Genomic DNA, 22,412 nt, shown 5'->3' on the forward strand with positions numbered 1-22,412 from the left:
CACACGGTTCGGCAGCAATGGCAACAATGACGAAAACCCGCGCATTCCTGAAGTGGGCCGGCGGCAAGTATGGTCTGGTGGACAACATCAACCGTCGCCTGCCCGAAGGGCGCACCCTGGTCGAACCCTTTGTGGGCGCCGGCTCGGTCTTTCTGAATTCGAATTTTGATGCCTATGTGCTGGCGGACATCAACGCCGATCTGATCAATCTCTATCAGTTGCTGAAAACGCGCCCCGATGTCTTTGTGCGCGAGGCGGCCGGCCTGTTTACTCCCGATAACAACGACAAGGCGGTGTATTACGGCCTGCGTACCGAGTTCAACCAGGAGACGGAGCCGTTCCGCCGGGCGCTGTTGTTTCTCTATCTGAACCGCCATGGTTACAACGGCCTGTGCCGCTATAACCGCAAGGGCGGCTTCAACGTGCCCTTCGGCGCCTACAAGAAGCCCTATTTTCCCGAAAAGGAGCTGTGGTTTTTCGCCGAAAAGGCGCAAAAGGCCACCTTTGTCTGCCAGAGCTACGACGAGGTGTTTGCCAGTGCCAAGCCGGATCAGGTGTTCTACTGCGATCCGCCCTATGCGCCGCTGTCGAGTACCGCCAGCTTTACCACCTACGCCGCCAATGGTTTTACCCTGGACGATCAGGCCATTCTGGCCCGGCTGGCCCGGGAAGCCGCCGCCAGGGGCGTGCCTGTGCTGATCAGCAACCACGATATTCCGCTTACCCGCGAGCTGTACCGGGATGCCAGTCTGGACGTGGTGGCGGTCAAGCGCACCATCAGCCGCCACGGCCACAACCGCCAGAAGGTGGACGAACTGCTGGCGCTGTTCGCCTAACCCAGCACCAGCTTCACTATTCCCACCAGCATCAGCACAAACAGCAGGATCAGTACCGCCCCCGCGGCGATATAGGGCCAGGGGCTGCCGGTGAATTGGGCCTGGCGGTTTTGCTCCGACTGCACCCCGAACAGGGCGGCCAGCACCGCCTGCAGTCTGTGTTTCCAGCTCATGATTCACTCCTTACCCCCTTCGGGAAGCTATAAGCCGTAAGCTGTCAGCCGTAAGTTCAACTGGTTGCAGGCACTGCGTTGCACCTTCAAACAGCGGTAATTTCTTATGGCTTAAAGCTGATAGCTTACAGCTCCCCGAAGGGGTTGTAGAGAATCCCCGGTCGCTGGGGTAGAATCGGTGCGTTTTTTGCGCTCAAGGTAACCCTGATGAAAGACTTTCTGATAGCTCCTTCCATTCTTTCCGCCGATTTTGCCCGTCTGGGTGAAGACGTGGAGAAAGTGCTGGAAGCCGGTGCCGATGTCGTGCACTTCGATGTGATGGACAACCACTATGTGCCCAACCTGACCATAGGTCCCATGGTGTGCAAGGCCCTGCGTGACTATGGCATTACCGCGCCCATCGACGTGCACCTGATGGTCAAGCCGGTCGACAGCCTGGTGCCCGACTTTGCCAAGGCCGGTGCCTCCATCATTACCTTTCATCCGGAAGCGTCCGAGCACGTCGACCGCACCCTGGGGCTGATCCGCGAGCACGGCTGTCAGGCCGGTCTGGTGTTCAACCCGGCCACGCCGCTGAGCTACCTCGACTATGTGATGGACAAGGTCGACGTGATCCTGCTGATGTCGGTCAACCCGGGCTTTGGTGGCCAGTCCTTTATCGCCTGCACCCTCGACAAGCTGCGCGAAGCCCGTCGCCGTATTGACGCCAGCGGCCGTAACATTCGCCTGGAGATCGACGGCGGCGTCAAGCCCGACAACATTCGCGACATCGCCGAGGCCGGCGCCGACATGTTTGTGGCCGGCTCCGCCATTTTTGGCAAGCCCGACTACAAGGCGGTGATTGACGAGATGCGCCGCGAGCTGGCCGCCGCCCATGGCTGAGTTTGAACTTATTCAGTTCGATCTCGACGGCACCCTGATCGACAGCGTGCCCCAGCTGGCCGAGGCCATCAACGAGATGCTGGAACATCTCGGCCACGCCGCCCAGCCGGTGGATGCGGTGCGTCACTGGGTGGGCAATGGTGCCGACATGCTGGTGCAGCGCGCCCTGACCGCCGCCGAGGGGCAAGCCCCTGAGGCCGAACTGCACCGTCGTGCCCGCACCCTGTTTGACGAGGCCTACGCCGGTCATGCCGACGGTGACCTGGTGTTTTATCCCGGCGTGCTCGATACCCTTGAGCGCCTGCGCGCCGCGGGCAAGCGCCTGGCGCTGGTCACCAACAAGCCGTATCGCTTTGTGCCCGGCATTCTGGCGGCGGCGGGGCTCGGCAAGCACTTTGAGCTGGCCCTGGGCGGCGACAGCCTGGCCGAAAAAAAGCCCAGTCCGGCGCCACTGCTGCACATCTGTGAACGGCTGGACGTGAGTCCGGCCCGTACCCTGATGGTGGGAGACTCGGAAAACGACGTGCTGGCGGCAAAGGCCGCGGGCATGGCGGTGGCGGCGCTCACCTACGGTTACAACTACGGCCGGCCCATCGCCGACAGCGAGCCCGACTGGGTGCTGGACGACTTCGCCGGGCTCGCTGAACTGCTTAAGCTTTAATCAAATACACCACAAGGAACAACATGGCTAAACCCATCGTACTCAGCGGTGCCCAGCCCTCGGGCCAGCTGACCATAGGCAACTACATGGGCGCCCTGCGCCAGTGGGTGAAAATGCAGCAGGACTACGACTGCCTGTACTGCATTGTGGATATGCACGCCATTACCGTGCGCCAGGACCCGCAAGCCCTGCGCTCCGCCTGCCTGGACGCCGCCGCCCTGTACCTGGCTATTGGCCTGGAACCGGAACAGAGCACCATCTTTATTCAGTCCCACGTGCCCGAGCACGCCGAGCTGGCCTGGGTGCTCAACTGCTACACCCAGTTTGGCGAACTGTCGCGCATGACCCAGTTCAAGGACAAGTCCAGCCGCTACGCCGAAAACATCAACGCCGGCCTCTTTACCTATCCGGCACTGATGGCCGCCGACATTCTGCTGTATCAGGCCAATCAGGTGCCGGTGGGCAACGATCAGAAGCAGCACCTGGAACTGACCCGGGACATTGCCTATCGCTTCAATCAGCTCTACGGTGACGTGTTCACCGTGCCCGAGCCCTTTATCCCCGAAGACGGCGCCCGCATCATGAGCCTGCAGGAGCCGACCAAAAAGATGTCGAAGTCAGATGACAATGCCAACAACTTCATCGGCCTGCTGGAAGATCCCAAGAAGATCACCAAGAAGCTGAAGCGGGCCTTGACCGACTCGGAAGATCCGCCTCAGGTGCGTTTCGATACCGCCGAAAAGCCCGGCGTATCCAACCTGCTGACCCTGATGGCGGGCGCCAGCGGCCGCCCGGTGGCCGAGCTGGAGCAGCATTTTGAAGGCAAAATGTACGGTCACCTCAAGACCGAAACTGCCGAAGCGGTACTCGATATGCTCAACCCCATTCAGCAGCGTTTTCACGAACTGCGGGAAGACGAGACCGAACTGCGTCGCGTGCTGACGCTGGGCGCCGACAAGGCCCGGGCCAAGGCGGTGCAGACCCTCGACCGGGTGTATGATGTGATCGGCTTCGTGCCGCGGGTTCGCTGAGCCCGTTCTGCCCGGGTTCCCGCGTCATCGGCGCGGGAACCATTTTGAATGTTTTGTCGTCTAATTTTCAGGCTTCGGCCATTTACCCTATTTCCTCACCGGAATTCACACCATTAATGAACGTATATTTAGAGTCAGAACAGGCACAGGATCTGCAGGACAAGTATTACTGGCTGCGCAAGTTTCGCATGGCCAAAAATGAAAAGACCCTGGAGCGCATGGTCTCCCGGGCCATTGATGATCATCATCAGGAATCTTCCGTGGTGGCTGCCATCTATCTGGCCGAATGTCAGCGCGAGCGCGAGCTGACCCAGGGGCGCTACCTCGACAGCTGAGCCCTTTTGTAGGCCCGGCTTCAGTCGGAAAAACCGCGCCATATGCAATGCCGTTGCCCGGCTAATACCGAACCTACAAATTCAGCTCCGGCCTGTTCCTGAATTGTTCCAGCGCCTCGGGGTTGGCCAGCGCTTCCTGGTTTTTCACCGGCCGCTGGTGCACTACTTCCCGTACTGCCAGCTCCACCAGCTTGCCCGAACGGGTGCGGGGCACGTCGTTTACCGCCAGGATCACCGCCGGCACATGGCGCGGTGAGCAGGCTTCCCGTAGCCGCTTTCGTATGGCCTCGGCCAGCACCGGGGTCAGGTCATGGCCCTGTGCCGGCTGCACAAACAGCACCAGGCGTTCGTCGTTGCCCTGGCGCTGGCCGATCACCACGGATTCGGCAATTTCCTCAAAGCGTGCCAGCTGGCGATAAATTTCGGCGGTGCCGATGCGTACGCCCCCCGGATTGAGTACGGCATCGGAGCGGCCGTGAAACACCATGCCGCCCTCACGGGTTTGAGTGACAAAGTCGCCGTGATGCCACACGCCTGGCCACCGTGCCCAGTAGGCCTGGTGATAACGGCTGCCGTCTTCATCGTTCCAGAAGCCCACCGGCCGGTTGGGAAAGGCGTTACAGCACACCAGCTCTCCCGGCTCGCCAAGCAGTCGCTGACCGGAATCATCAAACACCCGCACGTTTAAGCCCAGCCCCGGGCCCTGACACTGGCCCCGGTACACCGGGCTTACGGGGTTGCCGAGCACAAAGCAGCCGCAAATATCGGTGCCGCCGGAAATGGACGCCAGCAGCAGATCGCGCTTGATATGCCGGTAGACAAAATCAAACTGCTCCGGCGCCAGTGGCGAGCCGGTGGAGCACAGGGTACGCAGCGCATTGAGGTGGTAGTGCCGGCCCGGTTGCAGCCCGGTTTTTTCCAGCGCCTCCAGGTATTTGGCCGAAGTGCCGAACAGGCTGACCTGCTGCTCGCTGCACCACTGCCATAGCCGGCCGGCATCGGGATAAAAGGGGGCGCCGTCATAAAGCAGCAGGGTGGCGCCGCTGCCCAGTGCCGAGGCCAGCCAGTTCCACATCATCCAGCCGCAGGTGGTGAAATAAAATACCCGGTCACGAGGGTGAATATCGCAGTGCAGCATGTGCTCTTTCAGGTGGTTGAGCAGGGTGCCGCCGGCACCGTGCACCATGCACTTGGGCTTGCCGGTGGTGCCGGAGGAATAGAGCACGTACAGCGGCGCATTAAAGGGCATGGAATGAAACCTAAGCGGCGCATGGCCATGGGTGGCCAGCATCTCGGACCAGGGAGTAACGCCGTCGGGAGGGGGCGTGTCGCCCAGGCAGGGCACTTCCACCCTGTGGGTGAGGCTGGCAATGGCCGCCATGATGGCGCTGGCCCGGACGCGGCTGTCGTGCGCCTTGCCGTTGTAGCGGTAGCCGTCGGCGGCAAACAACACCTTGGGCTGAGTCTGACCAAAGCGTTCAATCACCCCCTCGGCGCCAAAGTCCGGCGAGCAGGAGGTCCATATTGCCCCCAGACTGGCGGTGGCCAGCATGGCGATCAGGGTTTCCGGCACATTCGGTAAAAAGCCCGCCACCACGTCGCCGGGTTGTACGCCGGCCTCATCCAGCCAGGCCGCCACCGCCGCCACCTGCTGATGCAGCTGGTGCCAGCTTAACGTGCGGGTTTTGCCGTCTTCGGCAAGGGCAATCATGGCGGGCTCATCGAGGGGCACCCTATCATGGGCCAGCAGGTTTTCGGCAAAATTGAGCCGGGCCTCGGGAAACCAGAGCGCGTGTTCGGCATCACTGGGGTTGGTCACGGTGACGCTGCCCCGATGGCCAATAACGCCGGCAAAGCGCCACAACTGATGCCAGAACAGATCAGGGTATGCCACCGACCAGGCATGCAGGGCGCGGTAGTCGTCAAACGGCAGCCCAAGCTCGTGCTCCAGGCGCTGCATAAAGGCATGCAGCAGGCTTTGTTGTACCCGCGCGGGCGAGGGGATCCACAGCGGAGCGGTACTCATGCGTCCGGTCCCTTGTAATGCACCAATTGCTGATCGATGGCGCCGAAAATGGAGTGGCCGTCATCGTCGAGCATCTCCATGCGCACCCGATCGCCAAAGCGCATAAAGGGGGTACTGGCACTGCCGGCACCCAGCTGTTCGCGTGTGCGGCGCTCGGCAATGCAGCAGGAGCCGGTGCTTTCATCCCGGTTGGAGACGGTGCCCGAGCCGATAATGGTGCCGGCCCCCAGTGGCCGGCTCAGGCAGGCGTGGGCAATAAGCTGGTCAAAGCCAAAGGTCATGTCGGTGCCGGCATGGGGCTCACCGAACAGGCTGCCGTTAAGTGTGACCCGCAGCCGGTGCTGCACCCGGCCCCGGTGCCAGTGCTGGCCCAGCTCGTCGGGAGTGACCGCCACCGGCGAGCAGGCGGTGGCCGGCTTGGACTGAAAAAAGCCAAAGCCCTTGGCGAGCTCCGCCGGGATCAGGTTGCGCAATGATACATCGTTCACCAGCATCAGCAGTCTGACGTAGGGCAGGGCGTGGCGTTCACCGGTGCCCATGGGCACATCGGCGGTGATCACCGCCACTTCTCCTTCAAAATCGATGCCCCAGGCTTCGTCGGCCAGGACAATATCGTCGCACGGGCCGAGAAAACCGTCGGACATGCCCTGATACATCAGCGGATCGGTCCAGAAACTCGGCGGCATATCGGCGCCTCTGGCTTTGCGCACCAGCTCGATATGACTGACGTAAGCGCTGCCGTCGGCCCACTGATAGGCCCGGGGCAGGGGAGCGGCATATTCCTGGGGAATAAAATCAAAGGCGTCCTTGTGTTCGTCCCGGTTCAGTTGCTGGTAAAGGGCGCGCAGGGCCCGCTCGCATTCGTCCCAGTTGTCGAGGGCGGCCTGCAGGGTGGGGGCGACCCCTTCGGCACTGCAGGCCCGGCGCAGATCCCGGGACACCACCACCAGGCTGCCATCGCGTCCTTCCTTGAGAGAGGCCAGTTTCACGCTTACCTCCTTGATGCTGTCAGTTGGCTTAAGTCTTTCCTTGCCACGAATTCACATAATCGGCGTTTTCCACGCCCGGTGGCAGGTCGGCCAGGTTAAGTGGCTGGCGGCTGTCGATCATCACCGCCACCTCGTCGGTCTCGCGGCGGCTGGACTGACTGCCGGCGGCCAGGGCCCTGGGATGCGGGCCATGAGTAAAGCCGCAGGGGTGCCAGGTGATCATGCCGGCGTCGATGTTGTCGCGGCTGAAAAAGTTGCCCTGGTGATAAAAGATGACTTCGTCGTAATCGTCGTTGTTATGAAAAAAGGGCACCTTGAGGGCGCCGGGGTCCGACTCCATGGGCCGGGGCACAAAGGTGCAGATCACGAAATCATCGGCCACCCAGGTGCTGTGGGCCGAGGGTGGCAGGTGATAGCGGTGGCTCATCAACGGCCGAATGTCCCGCCAGTTGAGCCTGAGCACGGTGAGATCGCCCTTCCAGCCGATGGCGTCAAGGGGATTGAATGGATAGGTGATGGTGTTGAGCTGCTCGCGGGCTTTGAGTTTAACCTGCCACTCGCCGGGCGCTTCGGCCTGACGAGCAAAGGCATCGTCGATGTGCGGGTGCTCCAGCACGCCGGGGTCAAAAATGGCATGCCGCCCTGCCGGCCCCCGATCCGCCAGCCGGTAGCTGCCATGGGTGGCTTCGATCATCAGCAGGGTGACCGGCTCGGCGGGCTCAATGCGCCAGCTGGTGGCGCGAGGCAACACCAGATAATCTCCTTCGGTGAAGGGCAGCCGGCCATAGTCGCAATACAGCATGCCATGGCCTCGGTGCACGAACAGGCAGTCGTCGCCGTCGCCGTTGCGCACCAGGTGATCCATGGCGTTTTGGCAGTGCCACAGCCGAACACGCAGGCGATCATTATACAGCAAAGGTGCGGCGTTCCAGGGCGAGGGGCCCATGGTGGGCAGCTTGCCGGTGTCGAGGGCGCGGGGGCGCAGCGGACCCTCCCAGTGGCTCCAGCCGGTGGGCGGATGACGGTGATACATGTGACTGGCCGGGCCAAAAAAACCGTCCTTGCCGATTTCCCGCTCAAAACTGCCGGCGGGCAGGTCGCAATGGGCCTGACGCGAGTAGTCGCCTTCGCGCAGGGGAAAGGAGACCCTGTCTTTCATGTTATGGCTCCCGTCGTGATCAATACCTTACTCACTATAGCCGCTCACCCTGTTATGTGGCCTCTTCAAAGGAGAGGGTGAAAATGGTTACACTTCGCACCTTCACGGACTGACAGGAACCACCAATGGATGACAAGGACGACTTTGAGCTGGAACGTTTTCTTCCCTACAAACTGATGCAGGTGGCCGAGCGGGTGAGCAGTGAGCTGGCGGTGTTTTACCGCCGGGAGTTTGGCATTACCCGGCCCGAGTGGCGCTTGCTGGCGGTGCTGGGCCAGGGAGAAGCCCGTATTGCCCGGGAGCTGGCCGAACTCACCTGCATGGATAAGGTCAAGGTGTCCCGTGCGCTGCAGGGGCTGGAAGACAAGGGCGTGATCCGGCGCACGCCCAGCCCCCGGGATCAGCGCGCGGCACGCATCGCCCTTACCCGGCAAGGCCAGGCGCTCTACCGGCGTATGGTCCCCAGAGTGCTGGAGTGGGAGTCCCGCCTGGCTCAGGGCCTGGCCAACGGCGACACCGGCGCTCTGCTCAGCCACCTTAACCAGCTGCTGGAACAACTGGAGCGCATGTAACAGGGGCGGTTGCGGGTGGAAGTGGGTCAGGCGGCTCTATACTTAGTGCCACACTCACTCGTTCAAGGAGACGGCCATGCTCAAGGCTCACGGAATGGAAGCGGAAATGACGCGCCGGGACAATCGTACCCTGCGTCTGCACCTGCGTATTTTCGGCGACATCGCCTACGACGACTTCAGGGAAATGGAACAGCATCTGGAGCAGGAGCTGGCGGCCATGGACAAGCCACGTATTTTCGCGCTAGTGGACCTTACCGGCTTCAGCGGCTGGGAGGCCCGCGCCTTCTGGGAAGACATTCGCTTTACGCAAAAGCACGGCGACGAGTTCAGCAGGCTGGCCATTGTGGGCTGCAATCTCAAGGAAAAGATCATGGCGACCCTGGTGGACTGGTTTATGCTCGGCAGCCAGGTGAAATACTTTGAAAGCCGGAGTGAGGCCGAGGCCTGGCTTGATGGTGAGCAACCCTGACGACGGCTTTGGTCGCACTCGAGCCCTTGCACCGCGCCGGGTTTCAGCTGCAACCGCGGACTGTCGTGGTATTAGCCTGCAGCATGGCTGCAGGCTATTGAGTTCCGCCTGCAAGCTGTCAGAATTCACGGCAGTTTTATTCATATCGGGGTGTTCAACATGCGCTTTTATCAAACCGGGCTGACCCTGCTGGCAGCCCTGGTGCTTTCTGCCTGCGCCTCACAGGGCGGTGATGCCGGCAACGCCGCGGCAACTTTGGAGCTGACTCGCGGACCCACCTTTATCGAAGGGGGCAATGCCACCGGCGAGCAGGACATTACGGTACGCACACCGTATTTCGCCTTTGCAATCAGCGCCAACAGCGGGGCCCTGGTGGATCTGGCGCTGGTCGAGCAGGGCCGCTACGGCCCGGATCTGGTGCAAAGCCTCGACGTTGTGCCCGGGGAGGGCGAGCCTTCTTCGGCTCACATCGAGGTGCTGGAGCAAAGCGAGCGCCGGCTGGTGATTGAGTTGAAACGGCGCTGGCACGGACAGCTGCTGGTCAGCCGCTACGAGGTGAACCGGGACGACGCCGGTATTCGCCTTTTCACCAGGCTGCCCCAGGGCAAGGCCCGCCTTGCCGGCTACCGCCTGCAGCGCAACAGCGGCGCAGCACCGGCTGGCTCCGACTACAACGACATGCCCAACATGGTGCAGTCTCACTGGACCGCCGCCAGCCTGCAAAATGAGCTGGGCCTGCTTCATGCCAGCGACGATCTGCGCCAGCAGCGCAAAGGCGGTGACGTCAGCGCCTGGCTCAGCGCCGGCTCCCTGGGGGCGTTGAATGCCGACAAGCCCTTCTATAGCGGTTTGGGCCAGGCCGAGCTGGCGCTGCTGGAGCTGAGGCCGGTGACCGAGGGCTTTGACGCTCAGCTGAAAGATCTGCGCCAGCGCTGGAGCAAGGGTGAAAGGGTGTATCTGGGGGCCGGCAACGGCAAGCTCTATGCCTATACCCCGAATGGCCGGGGGAGCGCCGGCTATGCCAGCGCCGCCGGCAAGGGCCACAGTTTTCTGAGCTTTGGGCCTCAGGTTTACCCCATCACCACCAATTTCGGCGGCACCGCCAAACCCTTCAGCGAAAGTCAGGTGGAGTTTCGCTCCGAGGTTGGCCTGGCCAAGGCCGAGGTATGGCTGGACGGCAAACAGGTGGCCGGCTGGAAGATCAATGGCGCCAGGTGGTTCAGAACCGGGGTGCCCGTGCCCCCCAATCACACCTGGATGCAGTGGGTGGTGGAAGATCGCGAGGGCAAACGCGCCTATTCCAATCCCATATGGATCGAATAATCCCTTGTGTTACAACGAGGCCGGCCATGCCGGCCTGTTTTTTAAGCGGCCGCCTTCGCAGCAAAAGGGTAAATGCCATTCGTTCTTGTTACCACTTAAATCCAATTAAATCAGTAACTTATATTTGAGCTGTATTTGAAAAAAGTGTGATTGCCGTCTATCCTTAGGCCCACGATTCAAAGGGGAGAGTGGTTATGAAAGGCGACAAGAAAGTCATTGAGTACCTGAATCAGGTGCTCAGTATCGAGCTGACCTCCATCAACCAGTATTTTCTGCATGCCCGCATGTTCAAGAACTGGGGCCTGAACCAGCTCAACGAGCGGGAATACAAGAAGTCCATCAAGGACATGAAGCAGGCCGATGAACTGATCGAGCGCATTCTGTTTCTCGAAGGCCTGCCCAACCTGCAGCACCTCAACCGGTTGCGTATTGGTGAAAACACCGAAGAAATGCTGAGCTGTGATCGCCAGCAGGTGGAAGAGCAGTTGCAGGTGCTGAAAGAAGCCATCGCCTACTGTGAGTCGGTGCAGGATTTCGTGTCTCGCGAGCTGCTGTGCGGACTGGAAGAATACGAAGAAGGCCATCTGGACTGGATTGATACCCAGCTTGACCTGATTGGTAAAATTGGCCTTGAGAATTACCAGCAGTCGCAACTGTAAGGGAGCACAACAATGAAAGGTAACCAGCAAATTATTGCCGCGCTGAACGAGCTGCTGGCCGGCGAGCTGAGCGCCATGGATCAGTACTTTATCCATTCCCGCATGTATGAAGACTGGGGCCTGGCCAAGCTGTTTGAGCGCATCGATCACGAATTCGAAGACGAAAAGGGCCATGCCTCCAAGCTGATTGAGCGCATTCTGTTTCTGGAAGGCACCCCCGACATGGTGACCCGGGTACCGCTTAACATCGGCAAGGACGTTCCCTCCATGCTGCAGAGCGATCTGAACCTGGAATACAAGGTGATCGAGGATCTGCGCAAGGTCATGGCCCTGTGCGAACAGGAGCAGGACTATCAGACCCGCAACATGCTGCAGGTGTTGCTGGAAGACACCGAGAACGACCACACCCACTGGCTGGAGCAGCAGCTGGGCCTGATCCAGCGCATTGGCCTGCCGAACTACCTGCAGTCGCAGATGGGCTGAGCAAGCGCTTATCGCATACATAAAAAAGGCCGGCAAGTTGCCGGCCTTTGGTTTTTGAGCCTTTGAATCAGTCCAGGGTATCAAGACTCTTTCGGTAACGGTCGAAGGTGGCGCCGACCGAGGTGCTGGCACCACCGGTCAGGGTGCTGACCAGTACAATGGCGAGCGAGGCAAAGACAAAGCCGGGCACGATTTCGTACAGGTCGAACAGTCCGCCGGAGAGCTGTTTCCACACCACCACGGTCACACCGCCCGTCAGTACACCGGCCAGGGCGCCGTTACGGTTCATGTTGCGCCAGTACAGGCTGAACAGCAGCGCCGGGCCAAAGGCGGCGCCAAAGCCGGCCCAGGCATAGGACACCAGGCCCAGCACTGTGCTGTCGGGGTTGAAGGCCAGTATCAGGGCGATAACCGACAGCGCGATGACCGCAAAGCGGCCCACGTTCACGATGCTTTGTGAGCTGGCATCGGGCCTGAATACCCGCCGGTAAAAATCTTCCGCCAGCGCCGAGGAGGACACCAGCAACTGGGAGTCGGCGGTACTCATGATGGCGGCCAGAATGGCGGCCAGCAGAATGCCGGCGATCACCGGATGAAACAGGGCGTTCACCAGCACCATAAAGATGGTCTCGCTGTCGGCCAGGGCGTCGCCCTGCTGTTGCACATAAAGCAGGCCCACCATGCCCACCATGACGGCGCCGGCCATCGACAGCAGACTCCAGCTGACGGCAATGCGGCGGGCGGTGCCGATGTCCTTGTTGCTGCGGGTTGCCTTGAACCGCGCCAGAATGTGGGGCTGGCCAAAATAACCCAGGCCCCAGGCGGCGAGCGAAGCAATGGCGACCAGCGACAGCGGTTCGCCGTTGATGTCGTTCCACAGCGTCAGCAGTTCGGGGTTGATGGCGGAAAGATCCTGGCCGAGCTGACCAAAACCCCCTTCCATGGCGGCGATGGGCACGAACATCAGTGCCGCCGCCATCAGCAGGCCCTGCACCAGATCGGTCCAGGACACCGCCAGAAAGCCGCCGAACAGGGTATAGGAGACGATGCAGACGGTGCCGGCCACCACGGCAATCTGGTAATCCAGTCCGAATACGGTTTCAAACAGCTTGCCGCCGGCCACCAGTCCCGAGCTGGTGTAAAACAGGAAGAACAGCAGAATGAAAAAGGCGGCTATGGTCTGCAGCAGCTTGGAGTTGTCTTCAAACCGGCGAGACAGATACTCGGGAATGGTCAGGGCGTTATCGGTCTCGATGGTGTAGGTGCGCAGCCGCTTGGCGCAGAACTGCCAGTTGGCCCAGGTGCCCAGCAGCAGGCCACCGGCCAGCCAGAGAGATTCGATGCCCGCCACATAGGCGTAGCCGGGCAGGCCGAGCAGCAGCCAGCCGCTCATGTCGGAAGCGCCGGCGGAAATGGCCGCCGGCCAGGGGCCGAGTGAGCGTCCGCCGAGAAAATAATCGGCCGAGCTGGCGGTGCGTTTGTAGGCGTAGTAGCCGATGGCCAGCATGCCCAGCAAATAAACAATAAAGGTGCCGGTAATGGCATAATTAGACTCAATCATTCCCTGTTCCTCCGGGATGGATTCCTGACTTGCGTGTGCCTGAGTATGGCTGTTGGTTAATATCTTGTTACAGCGGAAGATGGTAAAGCCTGGTTGAAAGGGCGTCTTTTGCAATGCTCCGGCATTTTTTAGCAAAACGCCGGTCGCGGCGGGGATGTGATCAGGCGTGCATTTTGCGGTAACGGGCCGGAGACACCCCCTGATGCCGGCTAAACACCTGGGTAAACAGGCTCTGGCTGGAGAAACCGCAATGCTGGGCAATGTCTGACAGGCTGAGCTGGCTGTTGCTCAGCAGCCGGGAAGCTTCGGCCAGCCTCTTCTTCAGCACGTACTGATAGGGTGACAGCCCGGTTTGCTCCTTGAACAGCAGGTGAAACTGGCTTTCTCCCAGAAAGGCACAACCGGCCAGCTGGGGCACCGTGATCTTGCGGTGCAGGTGCTGCGTTATGTAATCGTCTATCAGATCCAGGTTGAGCTGCGTGCGCCGGGGGCGGCCGCCGGCAACGGTCATGTGTCGCTGCAGTGCGCACATCAGGGTATGGGCGCAGGCCTGACCGAGCAGTTGGTCTTCGGGGTGACTGCTGATTTCCTGAGTCAGTGCCGCCACCAACTGCCGGGCCTGGGACGGCAGCTGGAAGTAACGGGGTTTGTCGAACAAGTCCGACAATCGCTCTTTACCGCCGGGCCCCCATGGGGCGGCGATCGGCGGCAGGTTGACCACCAGTATGCTGTTGCGTCCCAGACCACCAAAGGCGTGATCCTGCTCCGAGGCCACCAGGCAGCCCTGGCCGGGGCCGAGCAGGGTGCCGTTGCCGTTGATGTCGAATTCGGTTTGCCCGTTGAGGCCGATCACCATCTGGTTGTAGTGGTGCTGGTGGGTGGCCATTTCGGCGGGCAGCGTCAGAATTTCACAAGGCTTGAACGAGAGCATGTCGGCTTCCTGTCGGCTGGGGCGGGCTGTCTGGAATATGGCCAATTGTATACCTGGCACCGGAACAAAGTCAGCTGGGCTCCGTTCAGCGCCATGGTGAGCCCTAACCCAGTTGCTCCACCAGATAATCCACCAGCAGCCGCACCCGCGGCGACAGATGCCGGTTATTGGGGTAGACCACCCAGACGCCGTCGTCCGGCAGCCGGTACTCATCGAGCAGGCTCACCAGCAGCCCTTTTTCCAGCTCTGCGGTCACGTAATAATCCGGCAGCTGTACTATGCCCAGGCCCTTGATGGCGGCGTCCTTCAAGGCCAGCCCCGAGTTGCAGTGCCAGCCCGGTTGCAGCCGAAAGGCGCGGGGCTTGCCATCCTCCACAAAACGCCAGTGATCCACGGTGCCCGCCAGACAACGATGCCGGACCAGATCACCAATATGCTGTGGTGTGCCGAAGCGTGCCAGGTAACCGGGGGCGGCGCACAGGTACTGAGTGCGCCTGGCCAGCTTGCGGCACATCAGGCTGGAGGAGTCGAGGGTGCCGAGGCGAATGGCCAGATCGAACCCTTCCTGCACCAGATCCACCGTCTGGTTGGTAAGCACCATGTCGAGCTTCAGCTCCGGATAGCGCAGCAGAAAGTCGTTCACCAGCGGGGCCAGAAACTGCTCGCCATAATAGACAGGCGCGGTAATGCGCAGCTTGCCCGCCGGGTTGCCCTCCATCGCCATGACCTGCTGTTCGGCGGCCTGCAATTCGTCCTGTACCCGGCGCACCTGGCGGTAGTAGAGTCGCCCGGTCTCGGTCAGATTGAGCTTGCGGGTAGTGCGGTACAGCAGCTTGGCCCCCAGCCGCTTTTCCAGCTGATTGATGCGTCGGCTGACATGGGCCACCGACACGTTCAGCCGGCGGGCGGCGGCGGTGAAGCTCTCGCTTTCCACTACACTAATGAACTCGTTAATGCCTTCCCAGTTGGTCATTGTTACTCACTGGTAAAGATGATTTGCTGTGCTGAGCATTATCATCAACCGGGGCTGTAATACAATAACCACCATACGAAGCGCGGCTGCGCTTCACACAAAAGACAACATTGAAAGTAAACAGGAGCCAACCATGGAAATGATGAAAACCCGCGCCGCCGTCGCCTGGGAACCGGGCAAGCCGCTCAGCATTGAAGAAGTGGATCTGATGCCCCCCCAGAAAGGCGAAGTGCTGGTGCGCATTGTGGCCACCGGTGTTTGCCATACCGACGCCTATACCCTGTCCGGCGACGATGCCGAAGGCGTGTTTCCGTCCATTCTGGGTCATGAAGGCGCCGGCATCGTGGAAGCCGTGGGCGAGGGTGTGACCAGCCTGCAGGTGGGTGACCACGTTATTCCGCTGTATACCGCCGAGTGTGGCGAGTGCAAGTTCTGTAAATCCGGTAAAACCAACCTGTGCCAGGCGGTACGCGCCACTCAGGGCAAGGGCCTGATGCCCGACGGCACCACCCGTTTCTTCAAGGACGGCAAGCCGATTTTCCACTACATGGGTTGCTCCACCTTTGCCGAGCACACTGTAGTGCCGGAAATCTCCCTGGCCAAAATCAGCCCCGAAGCACCGCTGGAGAAGGTTTGCCTGCTGGGTTGCGGCGTTACCACCGGCATGGGCGCGGTCAAGAACACCGCCAACGTGCAGGAAGGCGACACCGTAGCCGTATTTGGCCTGGGCGGCATTGGCCTGGCGGTGATCATCGGTGCAGTGCAGGCCAAGGCCAGCCGCATCATTGCCGTCGACATCAACGAAGACAAGTTCGAAATCGCCAAAAAACTGGGCGCCACCGACTGCGTGAACCCGAGCAAGTTTGACAAGCCGATCCAGGACGTGATCGTGGAAATGACCGACGGTGGCGTGGACTTCTCCTTTGAGTGCATCGGCAACGTCAAGGTGATGCGCTCCGCACTGGAAGCCTGCCACAAGGGCTGGGGCGAGTCGGTGATCATTGGTGTGGCTCCGGCCGGCGCCGAGATCTCCACTCGTCCGTTCCAGCTGGTGACCGGCCGGGTCTGGAAAGGCTCCGCCTTTGGCGGCGTAAAAGGCCGCTCCCAGCTGCCCGGTATCGTTGAGCAGTACATGAACGGCGAGTTCGAGCTGGATACCTTCATCACCCACACCATGGGCCTGGACGACATCAACCACGCCTTTGACCTGATGCACGAAGGCAAGTCCATTCGCTCCGTGATCCTGTACAACAAGTAAGTTCAGGACTCTTTCAGGCCGTCATTCCCGCGCAGGCGGGAATCCATGCCAGCGGCGCCGAGCCGTGACATGGGCCCCCGCTCTCGCGGGGGCGACAGCAACCTGTCATCGTTTTACAAGGGATCCTCAATGCAACTTGTACAAGAGCAAAAGTGCTTTGGCGGTCGCCAGATCCGCTATCATCACGACTCCCACACTCTTAATTGCAGCATGCAGTTTTCCGTGTTTCTGCCGCCCCAGGCCGAGCAGGGGCCGGTGCCGGCGGTGTACTGGCTGTCGGGGTTAACCTGCACCGACGAGAACTTTTCATCCAAGGCCGGTGCCCAGCGCGTGGCTGCCGAGCTTGGGCTGGCGCTGATCATTCCCGACACCAGCCCCCGGGGTGAAGGCGTGGCCGACGATGCCGACGGCGCCTACGATCTGGGCCTGGGTGCCGGCTTTTACGTCAATGCTACCCAGGCGCCCTGGAGCAGCCACTACCGCATGTATGATTATGTGCTGAGCGAGCTGCCGGCGCTGGTGGAAAGCGAACTGCCGCTTAACGGCAAGCGCGCCATCAGTGGCCACTCGATGGGAGGCCACGGCGCCCTGGTGCTGGCGCTGCGCAACCCCGAGCGCTTTGTGTCGGTATCGGCCTTTGCCCCCATCTCCAACCCGAGCGACTGCCCCTGGGGCCACAAGGCCTTGGGCGCCTACCTGGGTGAGAACAGGGCCGCCTGGGCCGAGTACGACGCCAGTCTGCTGCTTAAGGAAAAGGGCTGCTCATTGCCGATGCTGGTGGATCAGGGCGAGGCCGACAACTTCCTGGCCGAGCAGCTCAAGCCGCAAGCGCTTCAGGCCGCTGCCGAAGAAAGCGGTGCCGCTCTTGAGCTGCGTTTGCAGCCCGGCTACGACCACAGCTACTACTTCATCGCCAGTTTTATTGAAGAGCACCTGCGGTTTCATGCGGAGCATTTAAGTCGGTAGGTTGGGGCGAGTCCCAACATGTCGGCTTACGGCTTATGGCTCCCCGAAGGGGCAAACGCCTCCCATAAATACGTCAGCTTCCGCCACCGGCGATACATAAACAGCATTGCCGGGTGTGTTGGCTCCCGGTAATTTTTCCGCTCTTCAGCCAGCTGGTGCGCCATACGCAGCGGGGTGCTGCACAGGCCGGTTTTGTAATCCACATAAGTGGGATACCAGGCATAAGTGGCGTACACCAGCGCCGCCAGGGGCAGCTCACTGCCCCGGCGTGCTACCGGGTGCATATCGGTGGTCAGGCCCCAGCCGGCATAAAACGGCTGTCCCCATACGGTTACCGGCTTACCGCGTATCAAGGCCTCAAGTCCGGTTAAAGAAGTCAGCACATGCACGGCGTTGGCTGCATCCAGGCAGTCTACAATGCCGGCGCTGGTTTCAACCAAATCCACACAGGCGTTCAGCACCTTCTCCGGCACCCGACCCTGGCGGTTACCGCTCACCACATCCGGGTGCGGCTTAAACACAATAAAAGCATCGGGGTAAGCGGCCCGCACCGCTTCAAGCAAAGCAGCATTGCCCGCCACAAAAGGGCTGCCCAACTGCACAGAGGCATCATCATCCACCTGTCCCGGCACCAGAATAATGCGGCGCTCTCCGGCCAGTGTCCGCCAGTTCAGCTGGCTGCGAGTGCCCACGTTATATTTGGTCAGGGCCTGCTCGCGAAAGTGCGTTAACAGCTGTTCACCCAGTTTCAGCTCCAGCTCAGAAAAATCATGTTGCTTTAAATGCTGCTCAATGGCGCTGGGCATGCGCGGATCGTAATACATGCCCACAGAGTCAATCACCAGCGAGCCGGGCCGTCGCAGATCCGAGCCCAGCCCCACCGAGCGCAAAAAACCGTCTTCCATGCGCCACACCGGCAGAGAGCAGCTCGCCAGCTGACACTCAAACTTACGGCCCCACACCAGCACGGCTTGTTTATTATTCGGCTGAAGGCTGGAATCCATCGCGTCCGGAATACGATCAACAAATGTCACTTTCCTGGCATAACGGCGCAAAAAATAAGGCGCAAACCGCCGCCGCCACAGTGAAAAGCCTACCGCATAAAGTTCATCCACTTGAGGCACAGGGGCGCGCTGTGCCAGAAGCAGGTCCAGCAGCGCTTCCGGCTCACAGCGTTCACCGGTTACCGGATCAACATAGCGACAATAACGAACATACGCCGCTGCCAGCAGCTGCTCCACAGTGCGCGGCTTGCCCCGGCGGGGCACGGCAACACGGTCATCGGTTGCACCCCAGCCGGCATAAAAGGGCACACCAAAACATACCACCGGCTTGCCCGCCAGCAGTGCCTCAAAGCCCAGCTGAGAGGTAACCGTATATACTTTGTTTACTTCTGCCATCAGTGCAAACGGATTCACACTGTCGGCCAGTAACAGCACATCGTCACCGGCTACATCTGTTAAATAGCCTCGCTTTTTGCCCAACAATACATCCGGGTGCGTGCGCACAATAATCTGGGCGCCCGGATTTTCGGCTTTGGCGGCGGTCAGCATATCGGCAAATGACTGCTCGCTGGCCAGCCCCAGCCGTACCGACTGATCGCCTTTGGTCTGGTCAATCACCAGCACCCTGGGGCGAGTATTATCCAACCTGGCTGCTACCGCCGAAGGCAGCACATTGCCGGTATAACAGTTGTATTTGGTAATACCATGCTCAACCAGAGCCTGGCGCAGCGCTCTGGCCCGCTGCTGCCAGCCGTCATTCCACCAATCCAGGTGCTGCAGCATGTGCTCAAGGCGGCTTGGCCGGGTGGCATCGTAATACACACCCACTTCATCCACGATCAGTGACAGCCGCTGCCCGCCCTCAGCCGGGTGACCGATATAACCCACAAACCCGTCTTCCAGTTGCCAGAAAGGCAGAGCGCGCTGCTGTGCCAATTTTCGGGCTTTTTCAGTATTGGGTTTCATGCCCCAGCCCACTACAGCAGTGGGGCTGTTGCTGGGCATAAGTCCAAGGGAATGAGGCACCAGTAGAGCATTAAGCACCCGGCGCTGGCGCCAGATGCCAAGAGATGTGGTTAGAAGCATAAAAGGCTCAATCATTAAAAAAGGGGTCGGAGTCATTTTAAAAATGACTCCGACCCCTTTTTCTTGTTTAGGCAAACAGTGCCGGCCAGTTCACGTCATTCTCGCCCAGCACCAGAAAGTAGGGGTTGAGTACTTCCCTGGTGTTGGCGTAACTCAGCGGTTCGCCGCTCAGTTGCACCACGGTGCCGCCGGCCTGCTCTACCACACACTGAGCGGCACCGGTGTCCCACAGTGAGGTAGGGCCAAGGCGAGGATAAATATCGGCGGCATTTTCTGCTACCAGGCACAGCTTGAGTGAACTGCCCATAGGCACCAGCTGGTGCTCACCCAGTTTTTCCAGCAGAGCCGGCAGCTCGCCACCGCCATGAGAGCGGCTGCCCACCACGCGCCAGGGGGTGCCGGTCTGGTGTTCGGCTACGCTGATGGCCACCGGAGCTGCATCGCCTTCGGTTTTAAAAGCCCCCAGGCCTTCGGCAGCCACATAGCCCGTATTCAGGGCCGGCGCATACACCACACCCAGTACCGGTTTGCCGTTTTCGATCAGGGCAATATTCACGGTGAACTCGCCGTTACGCTTGATGAACTCCTTGGTCCCATCCAGCGGATCTACCAGCCAGTAACGACCGTGCTCATCGGCACCGGCAAAACCGGCGGTGTCTTCTTCCGACAGCACGGGGGCTTTGAGTTCAAGCCGGGCCAGGCCGTCGGCAATGATGTGGTGCGCGGCGGCATCGGCCTCGGTCAGCGGCGAGTTATCCTGTTTATGCTCAACGGCAAAGTCCCGTCCGTAGATTTCCATAATGGCGTCGCCGGCCCGGCGGGCGAGGGCGTCTACCTGGTTGAGCAATTCCTGAGTAATAGACATTTAATTTCCTTGTAACGTCACTCCGGCGAAGGCCGGAGTCTGTTCTGCAGAGAGAACGAGATCGTAGGTTGGGACGAGTCCCAATATTCCGGCAGGCGGTATAAATGTTGGGATTCGCTACGCTCATCGCCAACCTACGCCTGTTTAACTTACAGCTGTTTTTTATCCTGTAATTATTCCCCGCTCTTTCAGCACGGCAATCACCGCATCGGCTGCTTCGTCGGCACTCAGCTGAGTGGTGTCGAGGCGGATTTCCGGGTTCTCGGGCTGCTCGTAGGCCGAGTCGATGCCGGTGAAGTTCTTCAGCTCGCCGCGGCGGGCCTTTTTATACAGACCCTTCACGTCACGCTCTTCGGCTACATTCAGCGGGGTGTCTACGTGCACCTCAATAAACTCACCCTCTTCCAGCATTTCCCGGGCCAGGCGGCGCTCGGCGCGGAACGGCGAGATAAAGGCAGTGAGCACCAGCAGGCCGGCATCCACCATCAGTCGGGATACTTCCGCCACCCGGCGAATGTTTTCTACCCGGTCGGCATCGGTGAAGCCCAGATCCTTGTTCAGGCCGTGGCGCACGTTGTCGCCGTCCAGCAGGTAGGTATGGTTGCCCAGCGCGTGCAGCTTTTTCTCCACCCGATTGGCAATGGTGGACTTGCCGGCACCGGACAGACCGGTAAACCACAGTACCGCCGGCTTCTGTCCTTTGGAGAGGGCGCGGGCTTCCTTGTTCACATCCACGTGTTGCATATGAATGTTCTGGCTGCGGCGCAGGGAGAAATTCAGCATGCCGGCGGCCACGGTATTGTTGCTCAGCCGGTCGATCAGAATAAAGCCGCCGGTGTCCTTGTTGCTCTGGTAGTCATCAAAGGCAATGGCCCGGTCCAGACTGAGGTTACACACCGCAATGCCGTTCAGATCCAGCTTCTTGGCGGCCACGTGCTCCAGGGTGTTCACGTTCACCTGATATTTAATATCGGTGACGGTGGCGGTCACGGTTTTGGTGCCGATCTTCAGCAGGTAGGGGCGGCCCGGCAGCAGGGCGTCTTCATGCATCCACACCAGGGTGGTCTCAAACTGATCGGCGGTGGCAATGGGATCCTCGGTGGTGGAGATCACATCACCACGGGAAATATCAATTTCATCCGCCAGGGTCAGGGTCACCGACTGGCCGGCCACGGCCTGAGCCAGATCGCCGCCGTGCACCACAATGCGCTCCACCGTGCTTTCCTTGCCGGACGGCAGCACCCGAATGCGGTCGCCGGGCTGGATCACGCCGCTGGCGATGGTGCCGGAGAAGCCACGGAAGTCGAGGTTGGGGCGGTTCACCCACTGCACCGGCAAGCGGAAGGGGGCCCGCTGCATACGGGTGTCGTCCACTTCCACGGTTTCCAGGTACCCCATCAGGGTGGTGCCGTGGTACCAGGTCATGTTCTGGCTGGGCTCAACAATGTTGTCGCCCTTGAACGCCGACAGCGGAATGTAGGTGATGCTTTCCAGGTTGAGCTGCTCGGCAAACTGAGCGTAGTCTTCCTTGATGCGGTTAAAGGTCTCTTCCGAGTAGTTCACCAGATCCATCTTGTTGATGGCCACCACAATATGGCGAATGCCCAGCAGCGACATCAGATAGCTGTGGCGGCGGGTCTGGGTCAGAATGCCTTTACGCGCATCCACCATCAGAATGGCGGCATCGGCGGTGGAGGCGCCGGTCACCATGTTGCGGGTGTACTGCTCGTGTCCGGGGGTGTCGGCCACGATGAACTTGCGCTTGTCGGTGGAGAAGAAACGGTAGGCCACGTCAATGGTGATGCCCTGCTCGCGCTCGGCGGCCAGGCCGTCGACCAGCAGCGCAAAGTCGATGTCTTCGCCCTGGGTGCCGTATTTTCTGGAATCGGCTTCCATGGCGGCGAGCTGATCTTCAAACAGCATCTTGGACTCAAACAGCAAACGCCCAATCAGGGTGCTTTTGCCGTCATCCACGCTGCCGCAGGTAATAAAACGCAGCAGACTCTTATTCTCGTGCTGCTGCAGATATTGCTCAATATCAGTGGCGATAAGATCCGATTGATGCGCCATGATGAAATCCTCTGAATCTTGTGTTTTGGCTCTCGCACATCATGCAAGAGCATAAAAATACTGCCTGTAGTCCGTAGATTGGGGCGTGTCCCTGCATGTC

Annotated in this window: 22 protein-coding genes; 12 read left to right on the top strand and 10 right to left on the bottom strand. The window is 60.3% G+C overall.

Annotated elements, in window-relative coordinates; translation table 11 throughout:
• The first annotated feature begins 26 nt into the window (after positions 1-26).
• On the top strand, positions 27-836 hold the full coding sequence (locus Q9290_RS08040; RefSeq protein WP_306079117.1) for a Dam family site-specific DNA-(adenine-N6)-methyltransferase: 810 nt from the start codon (positions 27-29) through the stop codon (positions 834-836).
• Here Q9290_RS08040 and Q9290_RS08045 read toward each other — a convergent pair.
• On the bottom strand, positions 833-1,009 hold the full coding sequence (locus Q9290_RS08045; protein WP_306079118.1) for a DUF2970 domain-containing protein: 177 nt from the start codon (positions 1,007-1,009) through the stop codon (positions 833-835). The genes Q9290_RS08040 and Q9290_RS08045 overlap by 4 nt on opposite strands.
• 207 nt (positions 1,010-1,216) lie before the next feature.
• Between Q9290_RS08045 and rpe the strand changes: the two genes are divergently transcribed.
• The 4 genes from rpe to Q9290_RS08065 all read left to right on the top strand — a co-directional run bounded on the left by rpe (position 1,217) and on the right by Q9290_RS08065 (position 3,918).
• Positions 1,217-1,891: a ribulose-phosphate 3-epimerase gene (rpe, locus tag Q9290_RS08050; RefSeq protein ID WP_371930905.1), complete on the top strand. Its 675-nt coding sequence runs from the start codon at positions 1,217-1,219 to the stop codon at positions 1,889-1,891.
• Positions 1,884-2,552 (top strand): phosphoglycolate phosphatase, encoded by a 669-nt coding sequence (locus Q9290_RS08055; protein ID WP_306079119.1) that lies wholly within the window; start codon positions 1,884-1,886, stop codon positions 2,550-2,552. Before rpe ends, Q9290_RS08055 begins: the two co-directional genes overlap by 8 nt.
• Before the next feature lie 23 nt (positions 2,553-2,575).
• Positions 2,576-3,583 carry a tryptophan--tRNA ligase gene (gene trpS / locus Q9290_RS08060; RefSeq protein ID WP_306079120.1) on the top strand — a complete coding sequence of 336 codons (1,008 nt, stop codon included), beginning with the start codon at positions 2,576-2,578 and terminating at the stop codon, positions 3,581-3,583.
• Positions 3,584-3,699: 116 nt separating this feature from the next.
• Positions 3,700-3,918, top strand: a complete 219-nt coding sequence (locus Q9290_RS08065; protein WP_306079121.1) for a hypothetical protein — start codon at positions 3,700-3,702, stop codon at positions 3,916-3,918.
• A gap of 73 nt (positions 3,919-3,991) precedes the next feature.
• On the opposite strand, the gene Q9290_RS08070 is transcribed toward Q9290_RS08065, so the two are convergent.
• From Q9290_RS08070 to Q9290_RS08080, 3 genes are read right to left on the bottom strand one after another with little or no spacing between them, the layout of a single operon-like run.
• Positions 3,992-5,944 carry an acetoacetate--CoA ligase gene (locus Q9290_RS08070; protein ID WP_306079122.1) on the bottom strand — a complete coding sequence of 651 codons (1,953 nt, stop codon included), beginning with the start codon at positions 5,942-5,944 and terminating at the stop codon, positions 3,992-3,994.
• Positions 5,941-6,933 carry a fumarylacetoacetate hydrolase family protein gene (locus Q9290_RS08075; protein WP_306079123.1) on the bottom strand — a complete coding sequence of 331 codons (993 nt, stop codon included), beginning with the start codon at positions 6,931-6,933 and terminating at the stop codon, positions 5,941-5,943. Before Q9290_RS08075 ends, Q9290_RS08070 begins: the two co-directional genes overlap by 4 nt.
• A 28-nt stretch (positions 6,934-6,961) precedes the next feature.
• Positions 6,962-8,092, bottom strand: coding sequence for a homogentisate 1,2-dioxygenase (locus Q9290_RS08080; protein ID WP_306079124.1), 1,131 nt, complete (start codon positions 8,090-8,092; stop codon positions 6,962-6,964).
• Positions 8,093-8,217: 125 nt separating this feature from the next.
• Here Q9290_RS08080 and Q9290_RS08085 point away from each other — a divergent pair, with 125 nt between their 5' ends.
• From Q9290_RS08085 to bfr (Q9290_RS08105), 5 genes are all read left to right on the top strand, one after another.
• Positions 8,218-8,664 (top strand): MarR family winged helix-turn-helix transcriptional regulator, encoded by a 447-nt coding sequence (locus Q9290_RS08085; RefSeq protein ID WP_306079126.1) that lies wholly within the window; start codon positions 8,218-8,220, stop codon positions 8,662-8,664.
• Positions 8,665-8,740: 76 nt separating this feature from the next.
• Positions 8,741-9,133 carry a SpoIIAA family protein gene (locus Q9290_RS08090; RefSeq protein WP_306079127.1) on the top strand — a complete coding sequence of 131 codons (393 nt, stop codon included), beginning with the start codon at positions 8,741-8,743 and terminating at the stop codon, positions 9,131-9,133.
• 159 nt (positions 9,134-9,292) lie between these two features.
• The gene (locus tag Q9290_RS08095; RefSeq protein ID WP_306079128.1) at positions 9,293-10,456 is read left to right on the top strand and encodes a CehA/McbA family metallohydrolase domain-containing protein; all 1,164 of its coding nucleotides are present in this window, start codon (positions 9,293-9,295) and stop codon (positions 10,454-10,456) included.
• 194 nt (positions 10,457-10,650) lie between these two features.
• Complete coding sequence (gene bfr / locus Q9290_RS08100) at positions 10,651-11,115, top strand: bacterioferritin (protein ID WP_306079129.1); 465 nt, start codon at positions 10,651-10,653, stop codon at positions 11,113-11,115.
• A gap of 12 nt (positions 11,116-11,127) precedes the next feature.
• Positions 11,128-11,598, top strand: a complete 471-nt coding sequence (gene bfr, locus Q9290_RS08105) for a bacterioferritin (RefSeq protein WP_306079130.1) — start codon at positions 11,128-11,130, stop codon at positions 11,596-11,598.
• Positions 11,599-11,665: 67 nt separating this feature from the next.
• On the opposite strand, the gene putP is transcribed toward bfr (Q9290_RS08105), so the two are convergent.
• The 3 genes from putP to Q9290_RS08120 all read right to left on the bottom strand — a co-directional run bounded on the left by putP (position 11,666) and on the right by Q9290_RS08120 (position 15,063).
• Entirely contained in the window at positions 11,666-13,159 is a 1,494-nt protein-coding gene (putP, locus tag Q9290_RS08110) for a sodium/proline symporter PutP (protein ID WP_306079131.1), read from the bottom strand.
• Between the two features lie 160 nt (positions 13,160-13,319).
• Positions 13,320-14,090: an AraC family transcriptional regulator gene (locus Q9290_RS08115; RefSeq protein ID WP_306079132.1), complete on the bottom strand. Its 771-nt coding sequence runs from the start codon at positions 14,088-14,090 to the stop codon at positions 13,320-13,322.
• Between the two features lie 103 nt (positions 14,091-14,193).
• Positions 14,194-15,063 (bottom strand): LysR family transcriptional regulator, encoded by an 870-nt coding sequence (locus Q9290_RS08120; RefSeq protein ID WP_306079133.1) that lies wholly within the window; start codon positions 15,061-15,063, stop codon positions 14,194-14,196.
• A 133-nt stretch (positions 15,064-15,196) separates the two neighbouring features.
• Between Q9290_RS08120 and Q9290_RS08125 the strand changes: the two genes are divergently transcribed.
• On the top strand, positions 15,197-16,321 hold the full coding sequence (locus tag Q9290_RS08125) for an S-(hydroxymethyl)glutathione dehydrogenase/class III alcohol dehydrogenase (protein ID WP_462806087.1): 1,125 nt from the start codon (positions 15,197-15,199) through the stop codon (positions 16,319-16,321).
• Between the two features lie 129 nt (positions 16,322-16,450).
• Positions 16,451-17,287, top strand: a complete 837-nt coding sequence (gene fghA / locus Q9290_RS08130) for an S-formylglutathione hydrolase (protein ID WP_306079134.1) — start codon at positions 16,451-16,453, stop codon at positions 17,285-17,287.
• Positions 17,288-17,313: 26 nt separating this feature from the next.
• On the opposite strand, the gene Q9290_RS08135 is transcribed toward fghA, so the two are convergent.
• From Q9290_RS08135 to cysN, 3 genes are all read right to left on the bottom strand, one after another.
• Positions 17,314-19,413, bottom strand: a complete 2,100-nt coding sequence (locus tag Q9290_RS08135; protein ID WP_371930906.1) for a capsular polysaccharide biosynthesis protein — start codon at positions 19,411-19,413, stop codon at positions 17,314-17,316.
• A 31-nt stretch (positions 19,414-19,444) separates the two neighbouring features.
• The gene (gene cysQ, locus Q9290_RS08140; protein WP_306079136.1) at positions 19,445-20,242 is read right to left on the bottom strand and encodes a 3'(2'),5'-bisphosphate nucleotidase CysQ; all 798 of its coding nucleotides are present in this window, start codon (positions 20,240-20,242) and stop codon (positions 19,445-19,447) included.
• 162 nt (positions 20,243-20,404) lie between these two features.
• Complete coding sequence (cysN, locus tag Q9290_RS08145) at positions 20,405-22,312, bottom strand: sulfate adenylyltransferase subunit CysN (protein WP_306079137.1); 1,908 nt, start codon at positions 22,310-22,312, stop codon at positions 20,405-20,407.
• Between the last annotated feature and the right edge of the window lie 100 nt (positions 22,313-22,412).

It is taken from the genome of Oceanimonas aquatica (assembly GCF_030732065.1).
In the GTDB taxonomy this organism is placed as follows: Bacteria; Pseudomonadota; Gammaproteobacteria; order Enterobacterales; family Aeromonadaceae; genus Oceanimonas.